The sequence below is a fragment of the Pectobacterium carotovorum genome (assembly GCA_016415585.1).
Classification (GTDB): Bacteria; Pseudomonadota; Gammaproteobacteria; order Enterobacterales; family Enterobacteriaceae; genus Pectobacterium; species Pectobacterium carotovorum_K.
In genome coordinates this window covers 3,734,771-3,752,506 of the sequence record CP066552.1, presented here as the reverse complement: position 1 = coordinate 3,752,506, position 17,736 = coordinate 3,734,771, and the positions used below count along the sequence as shown (strand labels likewise).

Here is a 17,736-nt window from a genome sequence, read left to right as displayed (position 1 = left end):
TGGATATCGGTATCACGGGACGCTGGGAAATAAGCGCGCTCCATTTGATTCTATGACACCTTGATACCAGTAAAAACTTTTCTTTTTGATGCGGCGCAGATCTTTCAGATCGAATTCGTCGCGGTTCACGTAAATAAACCCGTAGCGTTTACCGTAGCCCTGATGGGTGCTGACCACATCGATCGCCGACCACGGGCAATAGCCAATAAGATCAACGCCATCGCTGATGGCGAGCTGCATCTGTTCAATATGGCGAGCAATAAAATCAATGCGGTATTGATCGTCGATCGTACCGTCGGCCTCGAGCTTATCCGGCGCGCCCATGCCGTTTTCCGTAATCAGGATCGGCAGATGATAGCGCTCGTAAGTTTTCCGCAGCGTTAAGCGCAAGCCAATAGGATCGATCACCCAGCCATAAGGCGTTTTATCAACGTGCGGGTTTTCCGCTGCGCGGTAGACGCCGGGTTCGCCCAGCATGATTTGCTGATCGCCCGCGCGGGCGCTGACATCCGACGCATCGCCTTTGCTGGCGGCAATGGTGGCGGTGGAGTAGTAGTTGATCGCCACGTAGTCGGGCTTTCCTGACTGTAGGATATCGTCATCGCCGAGTAATGTTTCCGGTGCCAGACCACGATCTTCCAGATAGCGCCAGGCCAGCGCGTTGTAACGGCCGTGCACGGCAACATCCAGAAAACTCCAGCAGCGCAGCGTTTCCCAGTTGTGTGCGGCGATAGCATCTTCCGGTTTGCTGGTGGCCTGATACATAGACGTGGTGTTGATCGCCGGACCAATCAGGCCATTGGGCGCGAGTTCGTGACACAAGGCCATGACCTGAGCCTGCGCCAACATCATGTGGTGGTTTTGCTGATACAGCTCTTTTTTAGACGGTAAAACGCCACCTTCCGGTAGGCCAATCGCACCGGGATGCAGAATCATGGTGTTCTGCTCATTGATTGTCAGCCAATATTTTACCTTGTCGCCGAAATGCGTAAACAGCGTGCGGGCGTAGTGAACAAAGGCATCAATCGTGGCGCGATTTTGCCAGCCGCCTTGTGCCTCAAGGCAATGAGGTAAATCGAAATGGTAGAGCGTGACGACGGGTTCGATATTGTGCGCGTTCAACTCATCAATCAGATTGTTGTAAAACGCGATACCCAGCGGATTGATGGCACCGGTGCCATCGGGAAGAATACGTGTCCAGGCGATAGAGAAGCGATAGGCCTTTAAGCCCAGCTCCGCGAAAAGCTGCACATCTTCTTTAAACCGATGGTAGTGATCGCTGGCGACGGTGAAGTCGGCAGTGTTTTCCGGGTGCTGGCATTGATCAATGATTGACGGGCTTTTCCCATCGGCCTGCCAGCCACCTTCTACCTGATAAGCCGACGTCGATGCTCCCCACAGAAAACCTGCTGGGAAGTGTTTTTGCTGTTGATAGTGCATATTTTTCTCACATACAGGAAGACTGAAAAGCATTGGGCACCTTGCCCAATGCTTTTATGGATCGTCAGGCGTTCACTTTAATGATGGTATCCATCGGGGCGATCGGCTGCGGTGCGGTGCAGACGACGCTGGCGTACTCATCGCTATTGATAATCACGACTGGCGTAACCGGGTCATAACCCAGACGCGTGATTTCATGGAGATCGAAGCTAATTAGCCTGTCGCCAGCGGTGACACGGTCGCCCGGTTTGATATAGCCGGTAAAGTGCTTGCCGTTGAGGTTCACCGTGTCCAGACCGACGTGAATCAGCAATTCCAAACCGTTGTCAGCCCGGATACCGATGGCGTGTTTAGACTCAAGGAACGTGATGATTTCGCCACTGACGGGCGCGACCACTTCACCGTTGTCAGGAATAATCGCCACGCCTTGCCCCAGTAATCCCTGTGAGAATACGTCATCGTTGATGTCACTCAGCGCGACCAATTTGCCGGACAGCGGGCTGAGTATAGTTTGTGGTTCTGCGTGGCCTTCTGCGGCCTGCGTTTTTTGAGCAGTATTGGCTGCCGGTGCCGCTTGGCGTTGATCTGCCTGAGCTGAGTCGGTTTGGGCACTGTCAGTTTCATCAACCGGATCGTCGAATCCCATGATCCAGGTGAGAGCAAACGTGACGACAATCGCAATGGCGCAGGTGATCAGTGCATGGACGATGTTCATCGGGTTTTCACCAATGAAAGCAGGCAGCGCTGCCAGCCCCGGTGAGACGAAGGCGTAGCGAACCAGCCCAGCTAAACCGGCATAGATGCCCGCACAGCCCCCGCCAATCATGGCGGCAATCAGCGGTTTCTTCAGTTTCAGCGTCACCCCGTACAGAGAGGGTTCGGTGATACCCAGCAACGCGGTGAAGCCCGCCGAAGAAGCCAGCTGTTTCAGATTCTTGTTCTTGGTTTTAAACGCGACGCACAGTGTGGCGGCACCCTGAGCAATGTTGGAAGCCAGCATACCGGGCCCGTTGATCATTTCGAAGCCGTTACGGGTAAGCTGCGAGGTGGCAATCGGCGTCATCGCCCAGGCCGTACCGGTGATCACCAGGAACGGTTGCAGGCCACCCATCAGCATCGGGATTAACCAGCTTGCCTTGCCGTCAATGATGGCCGCGCCGCTGGCGACCAGATCGTTGAGGAAAATACCGAAAGGCCCGATCACCACTAACGCCAATGGCGCGGTAAACAGCAGCACGATCATCGGTTTGGTGAAGAAGGTGATCATCGACGGTGAGACTTTTTCAGCGAATCTCTCGATGTAGGACATGATCCATACGGTGAGGATGATCGGTAACACCGATCCGGCATAGTCCGCCAGCCGTACCGGAATACCGATAAAGCTGATTGGCCCGCCTGATGCTAACAGCTGAGCCAGATTCGGGTGCAGCAATGCGCCAGCAATTGTCATCGCCAGAATTGGGTTACAGGCGAACTTGATGGAGGCACCGTAAGCCAGCAGCACGGGCAGGAAGAAAAAGGCCGCATCGGAGATGGTATCCAGCAAGCGATAGGTCGTGCTGTCGGCAGAAATTAAGCCCGTCAGCTTGAGGATTGCCAGCAGTGCTTTGATCATCCCTGCGCCAGTAATTGCCGGAATGACGGGGGTGAAGGTGGTGGAGATTACGCTGATGATTTGCGTGAAAATTCCGCCTTTTTTCTGCTGTTTGTTGCCAGCATTGCGCTGGCTGTTCATTTCGCCAATCTCATTCAAAATCGCCCGGTAGGTGACTTGAACGTCGTTGCCGATCACCACCTGAAACTGGCCGCCGCGATCGACCACGCTGATAACGCCGGGAAGTTTAGCAATTGCTTCTGCCTGTACGGCATGGCTGTCGTTGAACTCGAAACGTAAGCGAGTGGCACAGTGGGTCAGTTTGCTGACGTTCTGCTTGCCGCCGCTCAACGCGAGGATGTCGACTCCAAGTTTTTGATAATTCATTTTTTGATGATCCATAGTTTTACCCTGTGTTGACGCCAATTAGGCCAAAAAAAAAGACCAAAATAAAAATGCACCTCTAAAAAAGAGGAAATGCATTTTTATTTTGGTCTTGCCTGCCGAAGCAGTAGCACGCCGCGATAAAAATAGGCTGGTGCAACTTGTGGTGTTGCGCCGCAATATCAGCATGCGGCGCTGGAGTCATGCAATGGACTCAGGTGAATTAATTGATCTGGATCACAAACAATAACGCGGTTTGCGATCCTTTTGCGCGCGATATCGCAGTCTGCTATCGGTGTTTTACTGCATCGTCAGTTTACCGAACCGCCGCTTTACTTCAGCAACGCCTGCGCTTTTTCGACCACGTTATCGACGGTGAAGCCGAATGCTTCGAACAACAGCTCAGCCGGAGCCGATTCGCCGAAGCTTGTCATGCCGACAATCGCGCCGTTCAGGCCGACGTATTTGAACCAGTAGTCCGCAATACCCGCTTCAATCGCTACGCGTGCCGCTACCGCTTTTGGCAGCACCGCTTCACGGTAGGCTGCATCCTGCTTGTCGAACGCATCTGTAGACGGCATGGACACCACGCGCACCTTACGGCCTGCTGCGGTCAGTTTGTCATACGCGCCGACAGCCAGTTCAACTTCAGAACCGGTGGCAATCAGGATCAGCTCAGGTTGGCCATCGCTGTCTTTCAGCACGTAACCGCCTTTCGCCACGTTCGCCAGCTGTTCAGCGGTACGGGGCTGCTGTGCCAGGTTCTGACGAGACAGGATCAGCGACGTCGGGCCGTCCTGACGCTCAATGGCATATTTCCACGCCACCGCCGTTTCCACCTGATCCGCCGGACGCCAGTTGCTCATATTCGGCGTCACACGCAGGCTTGCCAGTTGTTCAACCGGCTGGTGTGTCGGGCCGTCTTCGCCCAGACCGATGGAGTCGTGGGTGTAAACGTAGATGCTGCGGATTTTCATCAGCGCAGCCATACGCACGGCGTTACGCGCGTATTCCACAAACATCAGGAAGGTTGCGGTGTACGGTACAAAGCCCCCGTGCAGCGCAATCCCGTTGGCAATCGCCGTCATGCCGAATTCGCGCACGCCGTAGTGGATGTAGTTACCCGCGTGGTCTTTATCCAGTGAAACCGAGCCGGACCAGATGGTCAGGTTGCTCGGTGCCAGGTCAGCAGAGCCGCCCAGGAATTCCGGCAGCAGTTTGCCGTAGGCTTCCAGCGCGTTCTGTGAGGCTTTACGACTGGCGATTTTCGCCGGATTCGCCTGCAAATCGTCGATAAATTTCTGTGCGTCTGCCTGCCAGTTGGTCGGCAATTCACCGCCGGTGCGGCGTGTGAATTCGGCAGCCAGCTCAGGGTACGCGCTGGCGTAGGCGGCAAACGCCTCATCCCAGGCCGCTTCCTTACGCTGACCGGCCGGTTTCGCGTCCCAGGCCGCATAAATGTCAGCCGGGATATCAAATGGCACGTGCGTCCAGCCCAGCTGTTCGCGGGAAGCAGCCACTTCCGCCTCACCCAGCGGTGCACCGTGGGAATCGTGCGTACCGGCCTTGTTCGGAGAACCGAAACCAATCACGGTTTTGCACATCAGCAGCGATGGCTTGTCAGTGACAAGCTGGGCTTCGCCGATGGCGCGTTTGATGGCGTCCGCATCGTGACCGTCTACGCCACGCACCACGTGCCAGCCGTAGGCTTCAAAACGGGCAGCGGTATCGTCGGTAAACCAGCCTTCAACGTGACCGTCGATAGAGATGCCGTTGTCATCATAAAACGCAGTCAGTTTGCCGAGCTTCATGGTGCCTGCCAGCGAGCAGACTTCGTGAGAAATCCCTTCCATCATGCAGCCGTCACCGAGGAAGGTATAGGTGTGATGGTTAACAATCTCGTGGCCCGGACGGTTGAACTGCGCCGCCAGCGTGCGCTCGGCAATCGCCATACCCACGGCGTTGGCAACACCCTGACCCAGCGGGCCGGTGGTGGTTTCAACGCCGGCGGTGTAGCCGTATTCAGGGTGACCCGGAGTTTTGGAATGCAGCTGACGGAAGTTTTTCAGTTCTTCAATCGGCAGGTCGTAGCCGGAGAGATGCAGCAGGCTGTAAATCAGCATGGACGCGTGGCCGTTGGACAGCACGAAGCGGTCACGGTTGGCCCAGTTAGGGTTGGCCGGATTATGGTTAAGATAATCGCGCCACAGCACTTCGGCGATATCGGCCATGCCCATCGGTGCGCCCGGGTGACCGGATTTGGCTTTCTGCACCCCATCCATGCTCAGCGCACGGATAGCATTGGCAAGTTCTTTACGAGAGGACATGCTTGACTCCAGACGTTACAGCTTGGCTGCCAACAGCGCTTCCAGCTTTTGTTGATCGGCAGCGAACAGGCGAATGCCTTCCGCCAGTTTATCGACGGCCATCGCATCCTGATAGTGTTCCCAGCGGAACTCGGCTTCAGACAGCGGCGAAGGTGGATTGAACGCTTCGGTCGACGGCGTCAGCTGGCGTTCGACCGGGGCATTGCTGTTTTTCAGTTGCTCCAGCAGCGCGGGGGAAATCGTCAGGCGATCGCATCCCGCCAGCGCCAGAATCTGTTCCACTTTGCGGAAACTGGCCCCCATGATCACGGTTTGGTAGCGGTGGCGTTTGTAATAGTCATAAATATGACGCACGGAGATCACGCCAGGATCGCTTTCAGCCTGATAGTCGCGGGTGGGCTGCTTTTCCTGATACCAGTCATAAATCCGACCAACAAACGGCGAGATCAGAAAGACGCCCGCTTCGGCGCAGGCGCGCGCCTGAGCAAACGAGAACAGCAGCGTCAGGTTGCAGTTGATCCCTTCTTTTTCCAGCTCTTCAGCCGCGCGAATCCCTTCCCAGGTGGCGGCAAGCTTGATCAGAATGCGTGAACGCGGGATGTCTTTTTCCTGATACATCCCAATGAGCTTGCGCGCTTTCGCTACGCACATACCGCGATCGAACGAGAGGCGGGCATCCACTTCGGTGGAGATGCGCCCCGGAATGCTTTTCAGCACTTCTGCACCGATATTCACGGCCAGTCGGTCGCTGGCGTTGATGAGCCGCGTTTCCGGGCTACCGCCTTGCTGGTTTGCATAGGCGATCGCGTCATCAAACAGCGGTTGATACTGGGGCAGGGTGGCGGCTTTCAGAATCAGGGACGGATTTGTGGTGGCATCTTGTGGCGAAAATTGACGAATAGAGTCGATATCGCCGCTATCGGCGACCACCACGGTAAATTGCTTAAGGGCTTCTAATTGATTCATGATTGAGCTCCTTGATGTAAAAGAGAAATGGCCTGCGCAAAACAGAGCCAACACACTGCACCATGAGGACGTGGAATAACATGCGCTTTTTCCGATTGCTGCGGTTGGGCTCTCTCGACGGAACACTATTTTGCTGCACGGAAAGTCGGCTGAACGAACAGTAAGACTGACGGCCAGCCAGTCTGGGGATGACTGCGGGCCGTCAGACAGGGTTACCGATGATTTTCTTGATGTTCGTAGTAGCTGATTTTCTCGACTTTCGGTGCCGATCCGCCACCTTCAAACTCGGCATCCAGCCAGGCACCGACAATCTCTTTTGCCAGTTCAGGGCCGATAACCCGAGCGCCTAGTGCGATCACCTGCGCATCGTTACTTTTTCTGGCCCGCTGAGCGGAATAGGTGTCATGGCACTGAGCGGCACGAATGCCATTGACCTTGTTAGCCACGATACTCATGCCGATCCCGGTGCCGCACAGCAGGATCCCACGCTGGTGCTTACCGTCTTTAATTGCGTGCGCCAGCGTGTAGGCAACATCGGGGTAGATCGGATTTTCCCCGGTGGGATCGTAGCTGTAGTCGGTCACCGTCAGCCCCTTCTGCTGTAAATAATCAGTAATCGTGTTTTTCAGATCAATCGCGGCGCTGTCTGCACCAATTGCAATCGAGAGCATATCTATCTCCTGCCTGGCTGAGGGTCAAAGTGAGCCTGATATGTCGCTTTCGTTAGATTGTTTGTAAAAACATGAATAAACAGACACTAACGAGAATCTCTCTGCATGATTCCGTACATTTCCGGCCTTTTCATGGCTAAACATATACCGCTTTTTTCAAATGTTCAACGTGTGATTATTTGTTTTTTGTTTTATCAGAGAGGAAAAGGCGATTAAAAGAGTGATCTTGGTCACTTTTACGGCTTTTAAGGCGGTATTTTACCTTTTTGATACATATTTAGATCATGCTCACAATTTTTAAACAGAGAGATAGGCAAAAGATTGGGGCAAATATATCGTTCATATGTTCACAATGTGTGTTAATGATCTAAATCTTTAGAGGGCATAACAATGTGTCAGACCTGTATGCAAACGATAAAAAAGACAACAAACAACAAAGGTCACACCGGGTACCAAATGACGAAAGAGGATGAAATGCAGGAACAGCCTGGCGTAGAGGCGATGTCATGGAAGGGATTGACTATCGGTAGTAAGGGGGCTGTATGAGTAAAGTATCGGCTGCGGCAACGGCGGGGCAATCTGCCTCAAAACCGTCCACCACCACACCATCTGCTGTAGAACAATCGGCCATTCGCAAGATCTCCTGGCGTCTCGTGCCTTTCGTCGGCCTGATGTTCTTTATTAACTTCCTCGATCGTACGGCCATTTCGTTCGCGGGACCGAATGGCATGAATACCGATCTTGCGCTAACCGTCGCGCAGTTCGGGCTCGCCTCTGGGATTTTCTTTATTGGCTATATTCTGCTGGAAGTGCCGAGCAATCTGGCATTGCACCGCTTCGGCGCGCGCAAATGGCTGTCACGCATTATGGTGTCGTGGGGCATCGTGTCATTGCTGTTTACCTGGGTAAGCAGTATTGAAGGGTTGTATATCCTACGTTTCCTGTTGGGGATAGCAGAGGCGGGGTTCTTCCCCGGCGCGATCTTGTTCCTCAGCATGTGGGTGCCTGCCCGCTACCGTAGCAGAATCCTGTCACTGTTCTATCTGGCACAGCCGCTGACCGTGGTGTTAGGCGCGCCGCTGGCCGCCTGGCTGATTGAGCAGCATGGCCTGTTCGGATTGTCTGGTTGGCGGGTGATGTTCCTCGGCGTATCTGTTCCCGCCATCATCGTCGGTATCATTACCTGGTTCTATCTGGTGGATCGTCCGGCCGATGCCAAATGGCTGAATGCCGATGAAAAACGCTGGCTGGTCAGTGAACTGGAAAGCGAGCATGCCACCAAAAATCACAGCAAACACCCTAGCGTGATGACCGTGATGTTCAACAAACGCGTCTGGGTACTGTGCCTGATTTACTTCGGTTTTATTTACGGCCTCTATGCACTGGCGTTCTTCCTGCCCACGATTATCGCGGGTTTCCAACAGCAGTTCGGCACGACTTTCAATGTCATGGATAAAGGGCTGATTACCGCCATCCCTTACTTGCCTGCGGCCATCGTGATGTATTTCTGGTCACGTGATGCGACGCGTCGCGGCTGCCGTTCATGGCACATCGCCATCCCTGCGCTGACGGGGGCGATCAGCATTCCGCTGGCGCTGTTTATGGAATCTCCTACGGCGACCATTGCGGTGATCACCGTAACGGCCTGCTCCATCTTCGCCGCGCTGCCTAACTTCTGGACATTACCGACCCAGTTCCTGACGGGGGCGTCAGCGGCAGCGGCCATCGCGCTCATCAATACCATTGGCAACGTTGCCGGATTTTCAGCGGGATACATCACCGGTGCGGTGCGGGGGGTGACGGGAACCTACGTGCTGCCCATGATGATTGTCGGCGGGCTAATGCTGCTTTCCGCCGTGTTGATTGTCCTGCTCAGCCGTTCGGACCGGTTATCGAAATCCGCATCAGCAACACAGGAGCATTAATATGACGTATTTGTTCAACCAACCTTCTGCTTTCGCTCGGGAACTGACCGAAGGCTTTGTGGCGGCGCATGCTGACAAAGTACGTCAGGTGCCTGGCGGCGTGGTCAGAAGCACTCGCAGTCGTGAAGGTGGGGTCGCCATTGTGGTCGGGGGGGGCTCCGGCCACTACCCGGCGTTTGCTGGTCTGGTCGGGCAAGGGCTGGCGCACGGCGCGGCGATGGGCAACCTGTTTGCTTCGCCCTCTGCCCAGCAGATCTGCTCCGTCGCCCGAGCGGCGCACAATGGCGGTGGTGTGCTGCTGACGTTTGGTAACTATGCGGGCGATGTGCTTCATTTCGGACAAGCCAGGGCGCGTCTGAATGCGGAGGGCATTCCGTGTGAACTGCTGGCGGTTACCGATGACATTTCCAGTGCGCCACTGAACGAATCGCAAAAACGTCGTGGAGTGGCGGGCGATCTGATGGTCTTCAAAGCGGCCTCTGCGGCAGCGGAAGCGGGCTACGATTTGGCCGCTGTGCTTGAGGTTGCCGAGCGTGCCAACCAGCGCACCCGTTCACTCGGCGTAGCCTTCTCAGGCTGTACGTTGCCGGGCGCGGAACACCCGCTGTTCACCGTCCCCGAAGGAATGATGGCGGTGGGCATGGGGATCCACGGTGAACCGGGCATTCGCGATGTGCCTATTTCAACCGCCGATGAGCTGGCTGAGCTTTTGGTCAGTTCACTGCTGGAAGAGGTGCCGCAAGGTATTGCGACGCTCTCCGGGCAGCGGATCAGCGTGGTGCTCAACGGCCTCGGCGGCGTGAAATACGAAGAGCTGTTTGTGGTTTATCGCCGGGTTTCGCAACTGCTGGTCGAGCAGGGGCTGACGGTGGTCGAGCCGGAAGTGGGGGAACTTGTGACCAGCTTCGATATGGCTGGTCTGTCGCTCACGCTGTTCTGGCTGGATGAGGAACTAGAGCGTTTTTGGCGAGCGCCTGCGGATGCACCGGCATTTCGTAAAGGCAGCATGTCTCCCGCCGAACCGCTGGCTGAGCGGACATTCACCACCGAACTGGATGTGATCCCAACCGCGACGGCGGCATCGAAAGCGGCGGCACACTGTGTTGCGGCAGCGCTGAATGCCGTGCGTGACGTTGTGTTGGCGAACGTCACAGAGTTGGGCCGTATTGATGCGATTGCCGGAGATGGCGATCACGGCATTGGCATGGAGCGCGGGGTGATTGCCGCCGCGGAAAAAGCGGCTGAAATGCTGGAACAGCAGGCGGGTGCCGGTACGTTATTGCAACGTGCGGCAGATGCCTGGGCCGATCGGGCTGGGGGAACCTCTGGCGCAATCTGGGGCGTCGCGTTGAATGCGCTGGGAACTGTATTGGGTGATGAACAACGCCCTGACGGTCGCCGTGTGGCAGATGGCGTGCGTCAGGCTAAAGAAAGCGTGATGCATTTTGGCAAAGCGAAACTGGGGGATAAAACGCTGGTGGATGCTCTGATCCCCTTTAGTCTCGCGCTCACACAGCGGGTGGAAGCGGGAATGAGCTTGCCAGAAGCCTGGCAGCAGGCCGCGCAGTGCGCGCAGCAGGCGGCTGACGACACGGCACAACTGTTACCCAAAATTGGTCGCGCCCGTCCACTGGCAGAAAAAAGCCTGGGAACACCCGATGCGGGGGCGATATCGCTAGCCATGATTCTTGATGCTGTCTCGGCGGTATTGAACAGCGAGACGACGGCGCAAGCGGAGAGTGAGCGATGAGTTCTCGCAAATTAACGCTGGGCGTCAGCCTGAAAATGTATTTCGGCTACCAGCAGACGCTCGACTGGTGCCAGCACATTCAGGTGATGGTGGCACAGCATCCGTTGGCGTCACTGCCCTCAGTCAGGCTATTTGTTCTGCCCGCTTTTCCGACCTTAGCCCCCGTTATGCAACGGTTTGCCGAGTCACCCGTTCATGTCGGTGCACAAGATCTGCACTGGGCGGATAACGGTGCTTTCACCGGGGAAGTGAGCGGTACCATGCTGCATGAAATGGGGTGTCGCTATGTCGAAATCGGACACGCCGAGCGCCGCCGCTATTTTGGTGAAACGGATGAGCATTTCGCGCTGAAAACAGCGGCGGCCTGGCGTAATGGCTTGACTCCGGTGCTGTGCGTTGGCGAAGAGAAACGCGGTTCGACGCAACAGGCAATCGACACCTGTCAGGCTCAACTGGCGGCGGCGCTGGATCTGGCCCAGAAGCAACAGCTGACGGGCGAGCTGGTACTGGCCTACGAACCACAGTGGGCGATTGGCAGCACGGAACCTGCCCCGACGGCCTACATCCGCGAAGTTTGTCAGGCATTAAAACAGCACGTTCCAACACAGGCAGGCGTGCGTGAAGGGCGTGTCATTTATGGCGGTAGCGCGGGGCCGGGATTGCTTAGTCAGCTTGGCGATTCGGCTGATGGCCTGTTTCTGGGGCGTTTTGCCCACGATCCGGCGGCGTTTAACGCCATTATGGATGAAGCCTTCGCGCTCGGCTCGCAGGCGTAAGAGAGAGAGGAAATAAACATGGCAATCGGATTAAGTACTTATGCGTTCTTCTGGCGAGCTTCTTCTCGCGTGCCAAAGCCGCTGGGATTGCAAGCCATGCTGGAGCAAACGGCGGAGTCTGGTGCGGGCGTTTTCCAGATTTGTGATTACGCCGCGGTCGAAACACTCTCACCTGCCGAATTGGAAAAACTGCGGCAGCACGCCGCCGATTTAGGCATTCAGCTGGAGTTGGGGACGCGGGGATTAGACACGGTGCACCTGACGCGCTATCTCACCATGGCGCGTGCGCTGGATGTCCGTTTTATCCGCACGATGTTCAACACGGCAACACATAAGCCAACGCAAGACGAGGCGCTTACGTTACTGCGTCAGGTGCTGCCTGAGTTTGAGCGGCATGACATCCAACTGGGACTGGAAACCTACGAACAGGTAAAAACGCGCGACGTCCTGGCCGTGGTCGACGCCATCGACAGCCCGGCACTAGGGATTTGTCTCGATCCCGGCAACTGTGTTGCTGCGCTGGAGTATCCGCGCGAGGTGATTGAGCTGACGGCTCCACGTGTGGTTAACCTACATATCAAAGATTTTGCCTTTGCCCGTCAGGAAGGGTGGGTGGGCTTTACCTATTCCGGCTGTCTGCTGGGAACCGGCCTGCTGGATTACGACGTGCTTCACCAGAAAGTCCGTCCGAACGAACGAAACATTAACCAGATCGTCGAGCATTGGCTGCCGTGGCAGGCCAACGCGGAAGAAACCTGCCGTCTGGAAGACGCCTGGACGCGCCATAGCCTGAGCTACCTGTATACCCGAAACCCGTACGCAGGCCGTTCATCACCGACAACGCATTCTATTTAATCGCTTTTTACTATTGCAAACCCGAGGAGTAACAATCATGGCTGCTGAATTGAAAACCATTACCGTACTGGGCGCTGGCGGCAAAATGGGCATGCGCATCTCTGCCAATTTCCAGAAAAGTGACTATCAGGTGTTTTACTGCGAGAACTCGCCGCGCGCGCAGGAGCAAGTCGTGGCCGCAGGCAGGGAGCTCTCCGTTGCCGAGCAGGTTATTCCTGAAAGCGATGTCGTGATTTTGGCTGTGCCAGATATTGCGCTGAAGGTGGTCTCCGGGCTGGTTGTTCCGCAGATGAAAAGTAACGCCGTGCTGCTGACGCTGGACCCGGCTGCGGCCTATGCCAATCTTATCGCCAAACGTGATGATATCGATTACGCCGTCGCACACCCGTGTCATCCCTCCGTATTTCTGGATCGCTTCACGCCGGAAGAACATGCTGATGCATTTGGTGGCGTAGCTGCGCCACAGCACGTTGCGGCATCTTATGAAACGGGCAGCGACGAGCAGAAAGCGGAACTGGCTCGTGTAGTGAAAGTGATGTATGGCCCAGTACTTGATGTGCACTGGGTGACGGTAAAACAGCTGGCCTATCTGGAACCAACGCTGGTTGAAACCGTCGCCTGTATGGTTGGCACCTTGATGAAAGAAGCGTTGGATGAAACCATCAACACGATTGGCGTGCCGGAAGCCGCGGCGAAAGCCATGCTGTATGGACACATTCAGATCGCGCTGGCGGTGGCTTTCCGCAGCACCAATCCGTTCTCAGATGCGTGCATGATCGCGATTGAATACGGTAAAGAGAACATCATCAAACCGGATTGGAAGAAGATTTTCGACGAGAAAGAGCTCGATCTGGTGATTGCCAAAATGCTGAAGATTGATGCGATTCAACGGTAATGTCCTGCCGCTGTCGGAGCCAGCCTTTTGGGCTGGCTTATGGCACGGATGCTTTTGTTCGTTTGCGTCACCGTCAGGGATCATCGCGCCGGGCTTGAGCCGCTCTTCCCGGCATGCAACAATTATTCATCGCGACTGTTTTCATCTGTAGACACAGCGTCTGTATAAACCGATCCCCTTGCGTAAGGAAAATGTGACCAGATGGAAAAACAATCAGGATCTCAGGAAAGCGAACTTCTGACTGAAATCGCCGTCGCTTATTATCAGGACGAAATTACTCAGGAAGAGATCGCCAAGAAATTTGGTATTTCGCGCATCAAGGTCGGACGTTTACTGAAGCGGGCGAAGGAAGAGGGCATTGTTGAAATTACTGTGCGCTATCACCCGGTATTCAGCACGCGTCTCGAACAGCAGATGCTGGAGCGCTTTTCGATCAAGCGTGCCCTGATTGCGTTAGATCATCAAGATGAAGAGGAACAGCGGCGGCAGGTTGCGGCGCTGGTTTCTAACTATCTGGCACTGTCGTTGAAGGACGATACGGTGGTGGCGGTGGGGCAAGGGCGTAATGTGGCGGCGGTCGCAGATCATGTGAGCAATGTGACGGAACGCAATTGCCGCTTTATCTGCGGTATCGGCGGAACACACCGCCCCGGCGATGCGATTAACGCTGACCATATCAGCCGCCGTCTGGCAAAGAAATTCGGCGGCAGCAGTGAAACGCTGTACTCACCTGCTTATGTCGAAAACCGGGCGCTGAAAGAAGCATTCATGCAAAACGGTACCATTAAGGAAACGCTGGATCGGGCGCGCAAGGCCGATATCGCGCTGGTGGGCATCGGGGATATGAATGAGAACAGCTACATGGTTAAACTCGGCTGGTTCACCCCGCATGAAATTATTGATGCCAGCCTGAATCAGGGCGTGATTGGCGATATCGCCGGGTATGACTTCTTTAACGCTCAGGGCCAGCACGTCGATACGGTGATGAATGAACGGGTCATCGGCGTGAGTATTGAAGAGTTACATAAAATCCCCTGTGTGATTGCTATTGCTTCTGAAAACACCAAAGCGTTAGCCATTCTCGGTGCACTGCGCACGGGTGCCATCGATATTATCGCCACCAGTGCGGGCAATATTCGTACTATTCTGAATATGACGCAGTAAATCACTTTTCTCCGTTACGTGGTGTTTTTACATCACGTGACGCTTATTGCCTATTCGTCCCCCATTTCTCCTGAATCGCGTCTGAACGACCTGCTAGATGTCCCTGACGTTGGCGGTAAATTGAACAAAAAAACGTCAAATAAAATAACTATATTAACCAGCATTCCCCCGCAGTTTTTGCCATCCTCGGTAGTTTCGTCATTCGCAAACACTATACTGGGTACTCTTGACCCTACAGACACAACACAACAAAACCGAAAAGGTACATAAAATGGATGAACAGCTAAAGCAAAGCGCCCTTGATTTCCACCAGTATCCGATTCCCGGAAAAATTCAGGTTTCCCCGACGAAACCACTGGCGACACAGCGCGATCTGGCGCTGGCCTATTCCCCTGGTGTCGCGGCTCCCTGCCTGGAAATTGCGGCAGATCCGCTGGCCGCCTACAAATACACCGCGCGCGGCAATCTGGTTGCCGTTATCTCTAACGGGACGGCCGTTCTGGGCCTCGGTAATATCGGCGCACTGGCCGGTAAACCGGTGATGGAAGGTAAAGGCGTCCTGTTTAAAAAATTCTCCGGCATTGATGTTTTCGATATCGAAGTCGACGAGCTGGATCCAGACAAACTGATCGACGTGATCGCCGCGCTGGAGCCGACGTTCGGCGGTATCAATCTGGAAGACATCAAGGCGCCTGAGTGCTTCTACATCGAGAAGAAACTGCGTGAACGCATGAAGATTCCGGTCTTCCACGACGATCAGCACGGCACCGCGATCATCTGTACCGCCGCCGTTTTGAACGGCCTGCGTGTAGTAGAAAAAAATATCTCCGATGTGCGTCTGGTCGTGTCTGGTGCGGGCGCGGCGTCTATCGCCTGTCTTAACCTGCTGGTGGCGCTGGGTCTTCAGAAGCACAACATTGTGGTGTGTGATTCACGCGGCGTGATTTTCCACGGCCGTGACGAAAATATGGAAGAAACCAAGGCCGCTTACGCCATTGAGGATAACGGTGCTCGCAAGCTGGCTGACGTGATCCCTGATGCGGATATTTTCCTTGGTTGCTCTGGCCCCGGCGTACTGACGCCGGAGATGGTGAAAACCATGGCACCGCGTCCACTTATCATGGCGTTGGCTAACCCGGAACCAGAAATTCTGCCACCGCTGGCGAAAGAAGTGCGCCCGGATGCCATTATCTGTACCGGCCGTTCGGATTACCCGAATCAGGTGAACAACGTGCTGTGCTTCCCGTTCATCTTCCGTGGCGCGTTGGATGTCGGCGCGACTACGATTAACGAAGAGATGAAGCTGGCCTGCGTGCATGCGATTGCCGATCTGGCGCTGGCAGAGCAGAGTGAAGTGGTTGCCTCTGCCTACGGCGATCAGGAGTTGTCGTTTGGCCCGGATTATCTGATTCCAAAACCATTCGATCCGCGTCTGATTATCAAGATCGCACCGGCGGTGGCGAAGGCGGCAATGGATTCCGGCGTGGCGACGCGTCCGATCGAGGATTTCGATGCCTATATCGAAAAACTGACCCAGTTCGTCTACAAAACCAACCTGTTCATGAAGCCGATCTTCGCACAGGCGCGTCAGCAGCCTAAACGTGTCGTCTTCGCGGAAGGTGAAGATGCGCGCGTGCTGCACGCCACGCAAGAACTGGTGACGCTGGGTCTGGCGTTCCCGATTCTGATTGGTCGTCCGAGCGTCATCGAAATGCGTCTGCAAAAGCTGGGGCTGCAACTGACCATCGGTAAAGATTTCGAAGTGGTCAATAACGAATCCGATCCGCGCTTCAAAGAATACTGGAGTGAGTATTTCGAACTGATGAAGCGTCGCGGCGTGTCGCAGGAGAAAGCGCAGCGTGCGGTGATCGGCAACCCAACGCTGATTGGCTCGATCATGGTTCACCGTGGCGAAGCGGATGCGTTGATTTGCGGCACGATTGGCACCTATGAAGAGCATTTCGACGTGGTTGAGAAAGTGTTCGGCTACCGCGAAGGCGTGCAGGCTGCGGGGGCGATGAACGCGCTGATGCTGCCGAGCGGCAACACCTTTATCGCCGACACCTATGTCAACGCGGATCCAACGCCGGAACAGCTGGCGGAAATCACTCTGATGGCGGCAGAAAGCGTACGCCGTTTCGGTATCGAGCCGAAAGTCGCGCTACTGTCGCACTCCAGCTTCGGCACCTCGGATTCTCCGACGGCGCAGAAGATGCGTGCTACGCTGGCGCTGGTCAACAAGCTGGCACCGGAACTTGAGATCGACGGCGAGATGCACGGCGACGCCGCACTGGTGGAAGCCATCCGCCGCGAGCAAATGCCGGACAGCCCGCTGAAAGGCTCGGCTAACATTCTGATCATGCCGAACATGGAATCTGCGCGTATCAGCTATAACCTGCTACGCGTTTCCTCTTCAGAAGGCGTGACGGTAGGGCCGGTACTGATGGGTATTTCAAAACCGGTACACATCCTGACGCCGATTGCCTCCGTACGCCGGATCGTGAACATGGTCGCACTGGCGGTGGTAGAAGCACAAACTCAGCCGCTGTAAGTTATTTCCAGCAATACAGACAAACCCAGCCGATTGTTGGCTGGGTTTTTTATTTATCGCAATTTATTGACCAAATAGTTGCTTAGCCCATTGAATTAATAAATATGGAAGGCATGTTATTTATTAAATATACGATAGTCATAATGTAGAAATAAAGTTCTAATTCCTTGTGGTTCTTTAGTGTTGGTTTATAATCATAAATTATAAAATGATATCTATGTATTATTAATGTTAAGAGCGAGGGGGTAATGACTAATTTGATATGAGTGTTTTTTCTTTATCTTTCCATGAAAATAAATTTAATGGTAATCATTTTGTAATTAATAAAATCATGAGGTTTTTATGATGTCATTAATGTTTTTTTTTAATAAGTATAGGTTGTCATTAATTTCAATATTCTGCCTTTTTTTACTTTCTTGCTCTACCATATCACCGTTC

At 54.6% G+C, this 17,736-nt stretch carries 12 protein-coding genes; 7 read left to right on the top strand and 5 right to left on the bottom strand.

From position 1 onward, the window contains the following. Positions 1-12: 12 nt before the first annotated feature. The 5 genes from JFY74_16740 to rpiB all read right to left on the bottom strand — a co-directional run bounded on the left by JFY74_16740 (position 13) and on the right by rpiB (position 7,382). On the bottom strand, positions 13-1,440 hold the full coding sequence (locus tag JFY74_16740) for a glycoside hydrolase family 1 protein (protein ID QQG27703.1): 1,428 nt from the start codon (positions 1,438-1,440) through the stop codon (positions 13-15). A gap of 64 nt (positions 1,441-1,504) precedes the next feature. After that, complete coding sequence (locus tag JFY74_16735) at positions 1,505-3,421, bottom strand: PTS glucose transporter subunit IIA (protein QQG30573.1); 1,917 nt, start codon at positions 3,419-3,421, stop codon at positions 1,505-1,507. A 329-nt stretch (positions 3,422-3,750) separates the two neighbouring features. Continuing rightward, positions 3,751-5,745: a transketolase gene (gene tkt / locus JFY74_16730; GenBank protein QQG27702.1), complete on the bottom strand. Its 1,995-nt coding sequence runs from the start codon at positions 5,743-5,745 to the stop codon at positions 3,751-3,753. A 15-nt stretch (positions 5,746-5,760) separates the two neighbouring features. Beyond that, complete coding sequence (gene tal / locus JFY74_16725) at positions 5,761-6,711, bottom strand: transaldolase (protein ID QQG27701.1); 951 nt, start codon at positions 6,709-6,711, stop codon at positions 5,761-5,763. Between the two features lie 212 nt (positions 6,712-6,923). Beyond that, positions 6,924-7,382 (bottom strand): ribose 5-phosphate isomerase B, encoded by a 459-nt coding sequence (gene rpiB, locus JFY74_16720; GenBank protein QQG27700.1) that lies wholly within the window; start codon positions 7,380-7,382, stop codon positions 6,924-6,926. Between the two features lie 542 nt (positions 7,383-7,924). Here rpiB and JFY74_16715 point away from each other — a divergent pair. The 7 genes from JFY74_16715 (at position 7,925) to maeB (ending at position 17,298) form a co-directional block, all read left to right on the top strand. Beyond that, on the top strand, positions 7,925-9,307 hold the full coding sequence (locus JFY74_16715; protein QQG27699.1) for an MFS transporter: 1,383 nt from the start codon (positions 7,925-7,927) through the stop codon (positions 9,305-9,307). A 1-nt stretch (position 9,308) separates the two neighbouring features. Further along, positions 9,309-11,057, top strand: a complete 1,749-nt coding sequence (locus JFY74_16710) for a dihydroxyacetone kinase family protein (GenBank protein QQG27698.1) — start codon at positions 9,309-9,311, stop codon at positions 11,055-11,057. Continuing rightward, the gene (locus JFY74_16705) at positions 11,054-11,833 is read left to right on the top strand and encodes a triosephosphate isomerase (protein QQG27697.1); all 780 of its coding nucleotides are present in this window, start codon (positions 11,054-11,056) and stop codon (positions 11,831-11,833) included. The genes JFY74_16710 and JFY74_16705 overlap by 4 nt, the downstream gene beginning before the upstream one ends. An 18-nt stretch (positions 11,834-11,851) precedes the next feature. Then, a complete protein-coding gene (locus JFY74_16700) occupies positions 11,852-12,688 on the top strand; it encodes a sugar phosphate isomerase/epimerase (GenBank protein ID QQG27696.1) in 837 nt (278 codons plus the stop codon). A 37-nt stretch (positions 12,689-12,725) separates the two neighbouring features. Continuing rightward, the gene (locus tag JFY74_16695) at positions 12,726-13,583 is read left to right on the top strand and encodes an oxidoreductase (GenBank protein ID QQG27695.1); all 858 of its coding nucleotides are present in this window, start codon (positions 12,726-12,728) and stop codon (positions 13,581-13,583) included. Positions 13,584-13,784: 201 nt separating this feature from the next. Beyond that, on the top strand, positions 13,785-14,747 hold the full coding sequence (locus tag JFY74_16690; protein QQG27694.1) for a sugar-binding transcriptional regulator: 963 nt from the start codon (positions 13,785-13,787) through the stop codon (positions 14,745-14,747). A gap of 271 nt (positions 14,748-15,018) precedes the next feature. Next, positions 15,019-17,298 carry an NADP-dependent oxaloacetate-decarboxylating malate dehydrogenase gene (gene maeB, locus JFY74_16685; GenBank protein ID QQG27693.1) on the top strand — a complete coding sequence of 760 codons (2,280 nt, stop codon included), beginning with the start codon at positions 15,019-15,021 and terminating at the stop codon, positions 17,296-17,298. Positions 17,299-17,736: the final 438 nt, after the last annotated feature.

What these genes read in the sequence shown, in the direction of transcription:
- maeB (QQG27693.1), top strand. Translation starts at nt 15,019, where the DNA reads ATGGATGAACAGCTAAAGCAAAGCGCCCTTGATTTCCACCAGTATCCG.
- tkt (QQG27702.1), bottom strand. Translation starts at nt 5,745, where the DNA reads ATGTCCTCTCGTAAAGAACTTGCCAATGCTATCCGTGCGCTGAGCATG.
- rpiB (QQG27700.1), bottom strand. Translation starts at nt 7,382, where the DNA reads ATGCTCTCGATTGCAATTGGTGCAGACAGCGCCGCGATTGATCTGAAA.
- JFY74_16710 (QQG27698.1), top strand. Translation starts at nt 9,309, where the DNA reads ATGACGTATTTGTTCAACCAACCTTCTGCTTTCGCTCGGGAACTGACC.
- JFY74_16700 (QQG27696.1), top strand. Translation starts at nt 11,852, where the DNA reads ATGGCAATCGGATTAAGTACTTATGCGTTCTTCTGGCGAGCTTCTTCT.
- JFY74_16740 (QQG27703.1), bottom strand. Translation starts at nt 1,440, where the DNA reads ATGCACTATCAACAGCAAAAACACTTCCCAGCAGGTTTTCTGTGGGGA.
- JFY74_16705 (QQG27697.1), top strand. Translation starts at nt 11,054, where the DNA reads ATGAGTTCTCGCAAATTAACGCTGGGCGTCAGCCTGAAAATGTATTTC.
- JFY74_16735 (QQG30573.1), bottom strand. Translation starts at nt 3,421, where the DNA reads ATGAATTATCAAAAACTTGGAGTCGACATCCTCGCGTTGAGCGGCGGC.
- tal (QQG27701.1), bottom strand. Translation starts at nt 6,711, where the DNA reads ATGAATCAATTAGAAGCCCTTAAGCAATTTACCGTGGTGGTCGCCGAT.
- JFY74_16690 (QQG27694.1), top strand. Translation starts at nt 13,785, where the DNA reads ATGGAAAAACAATCAGGATCTCAGGAAAGCGAACTTCTGACTGAAATC.
- JFY74_16715 (QQG27699.1), top strand. Translation starts at nt 7,925, where the DNA reads ATGAGTAAAGTATCGGCTGCGGCAACGGCGGGGCAATCTGCCTCAAAA.
- JFY74_16695 (QQG27695.1), top strand. Translation starts at nt 12,726, where the DNA reads ATGGCTGCTGAATTGAAAACCATTACCGTACTGGGCGCTGGCGGCAAA.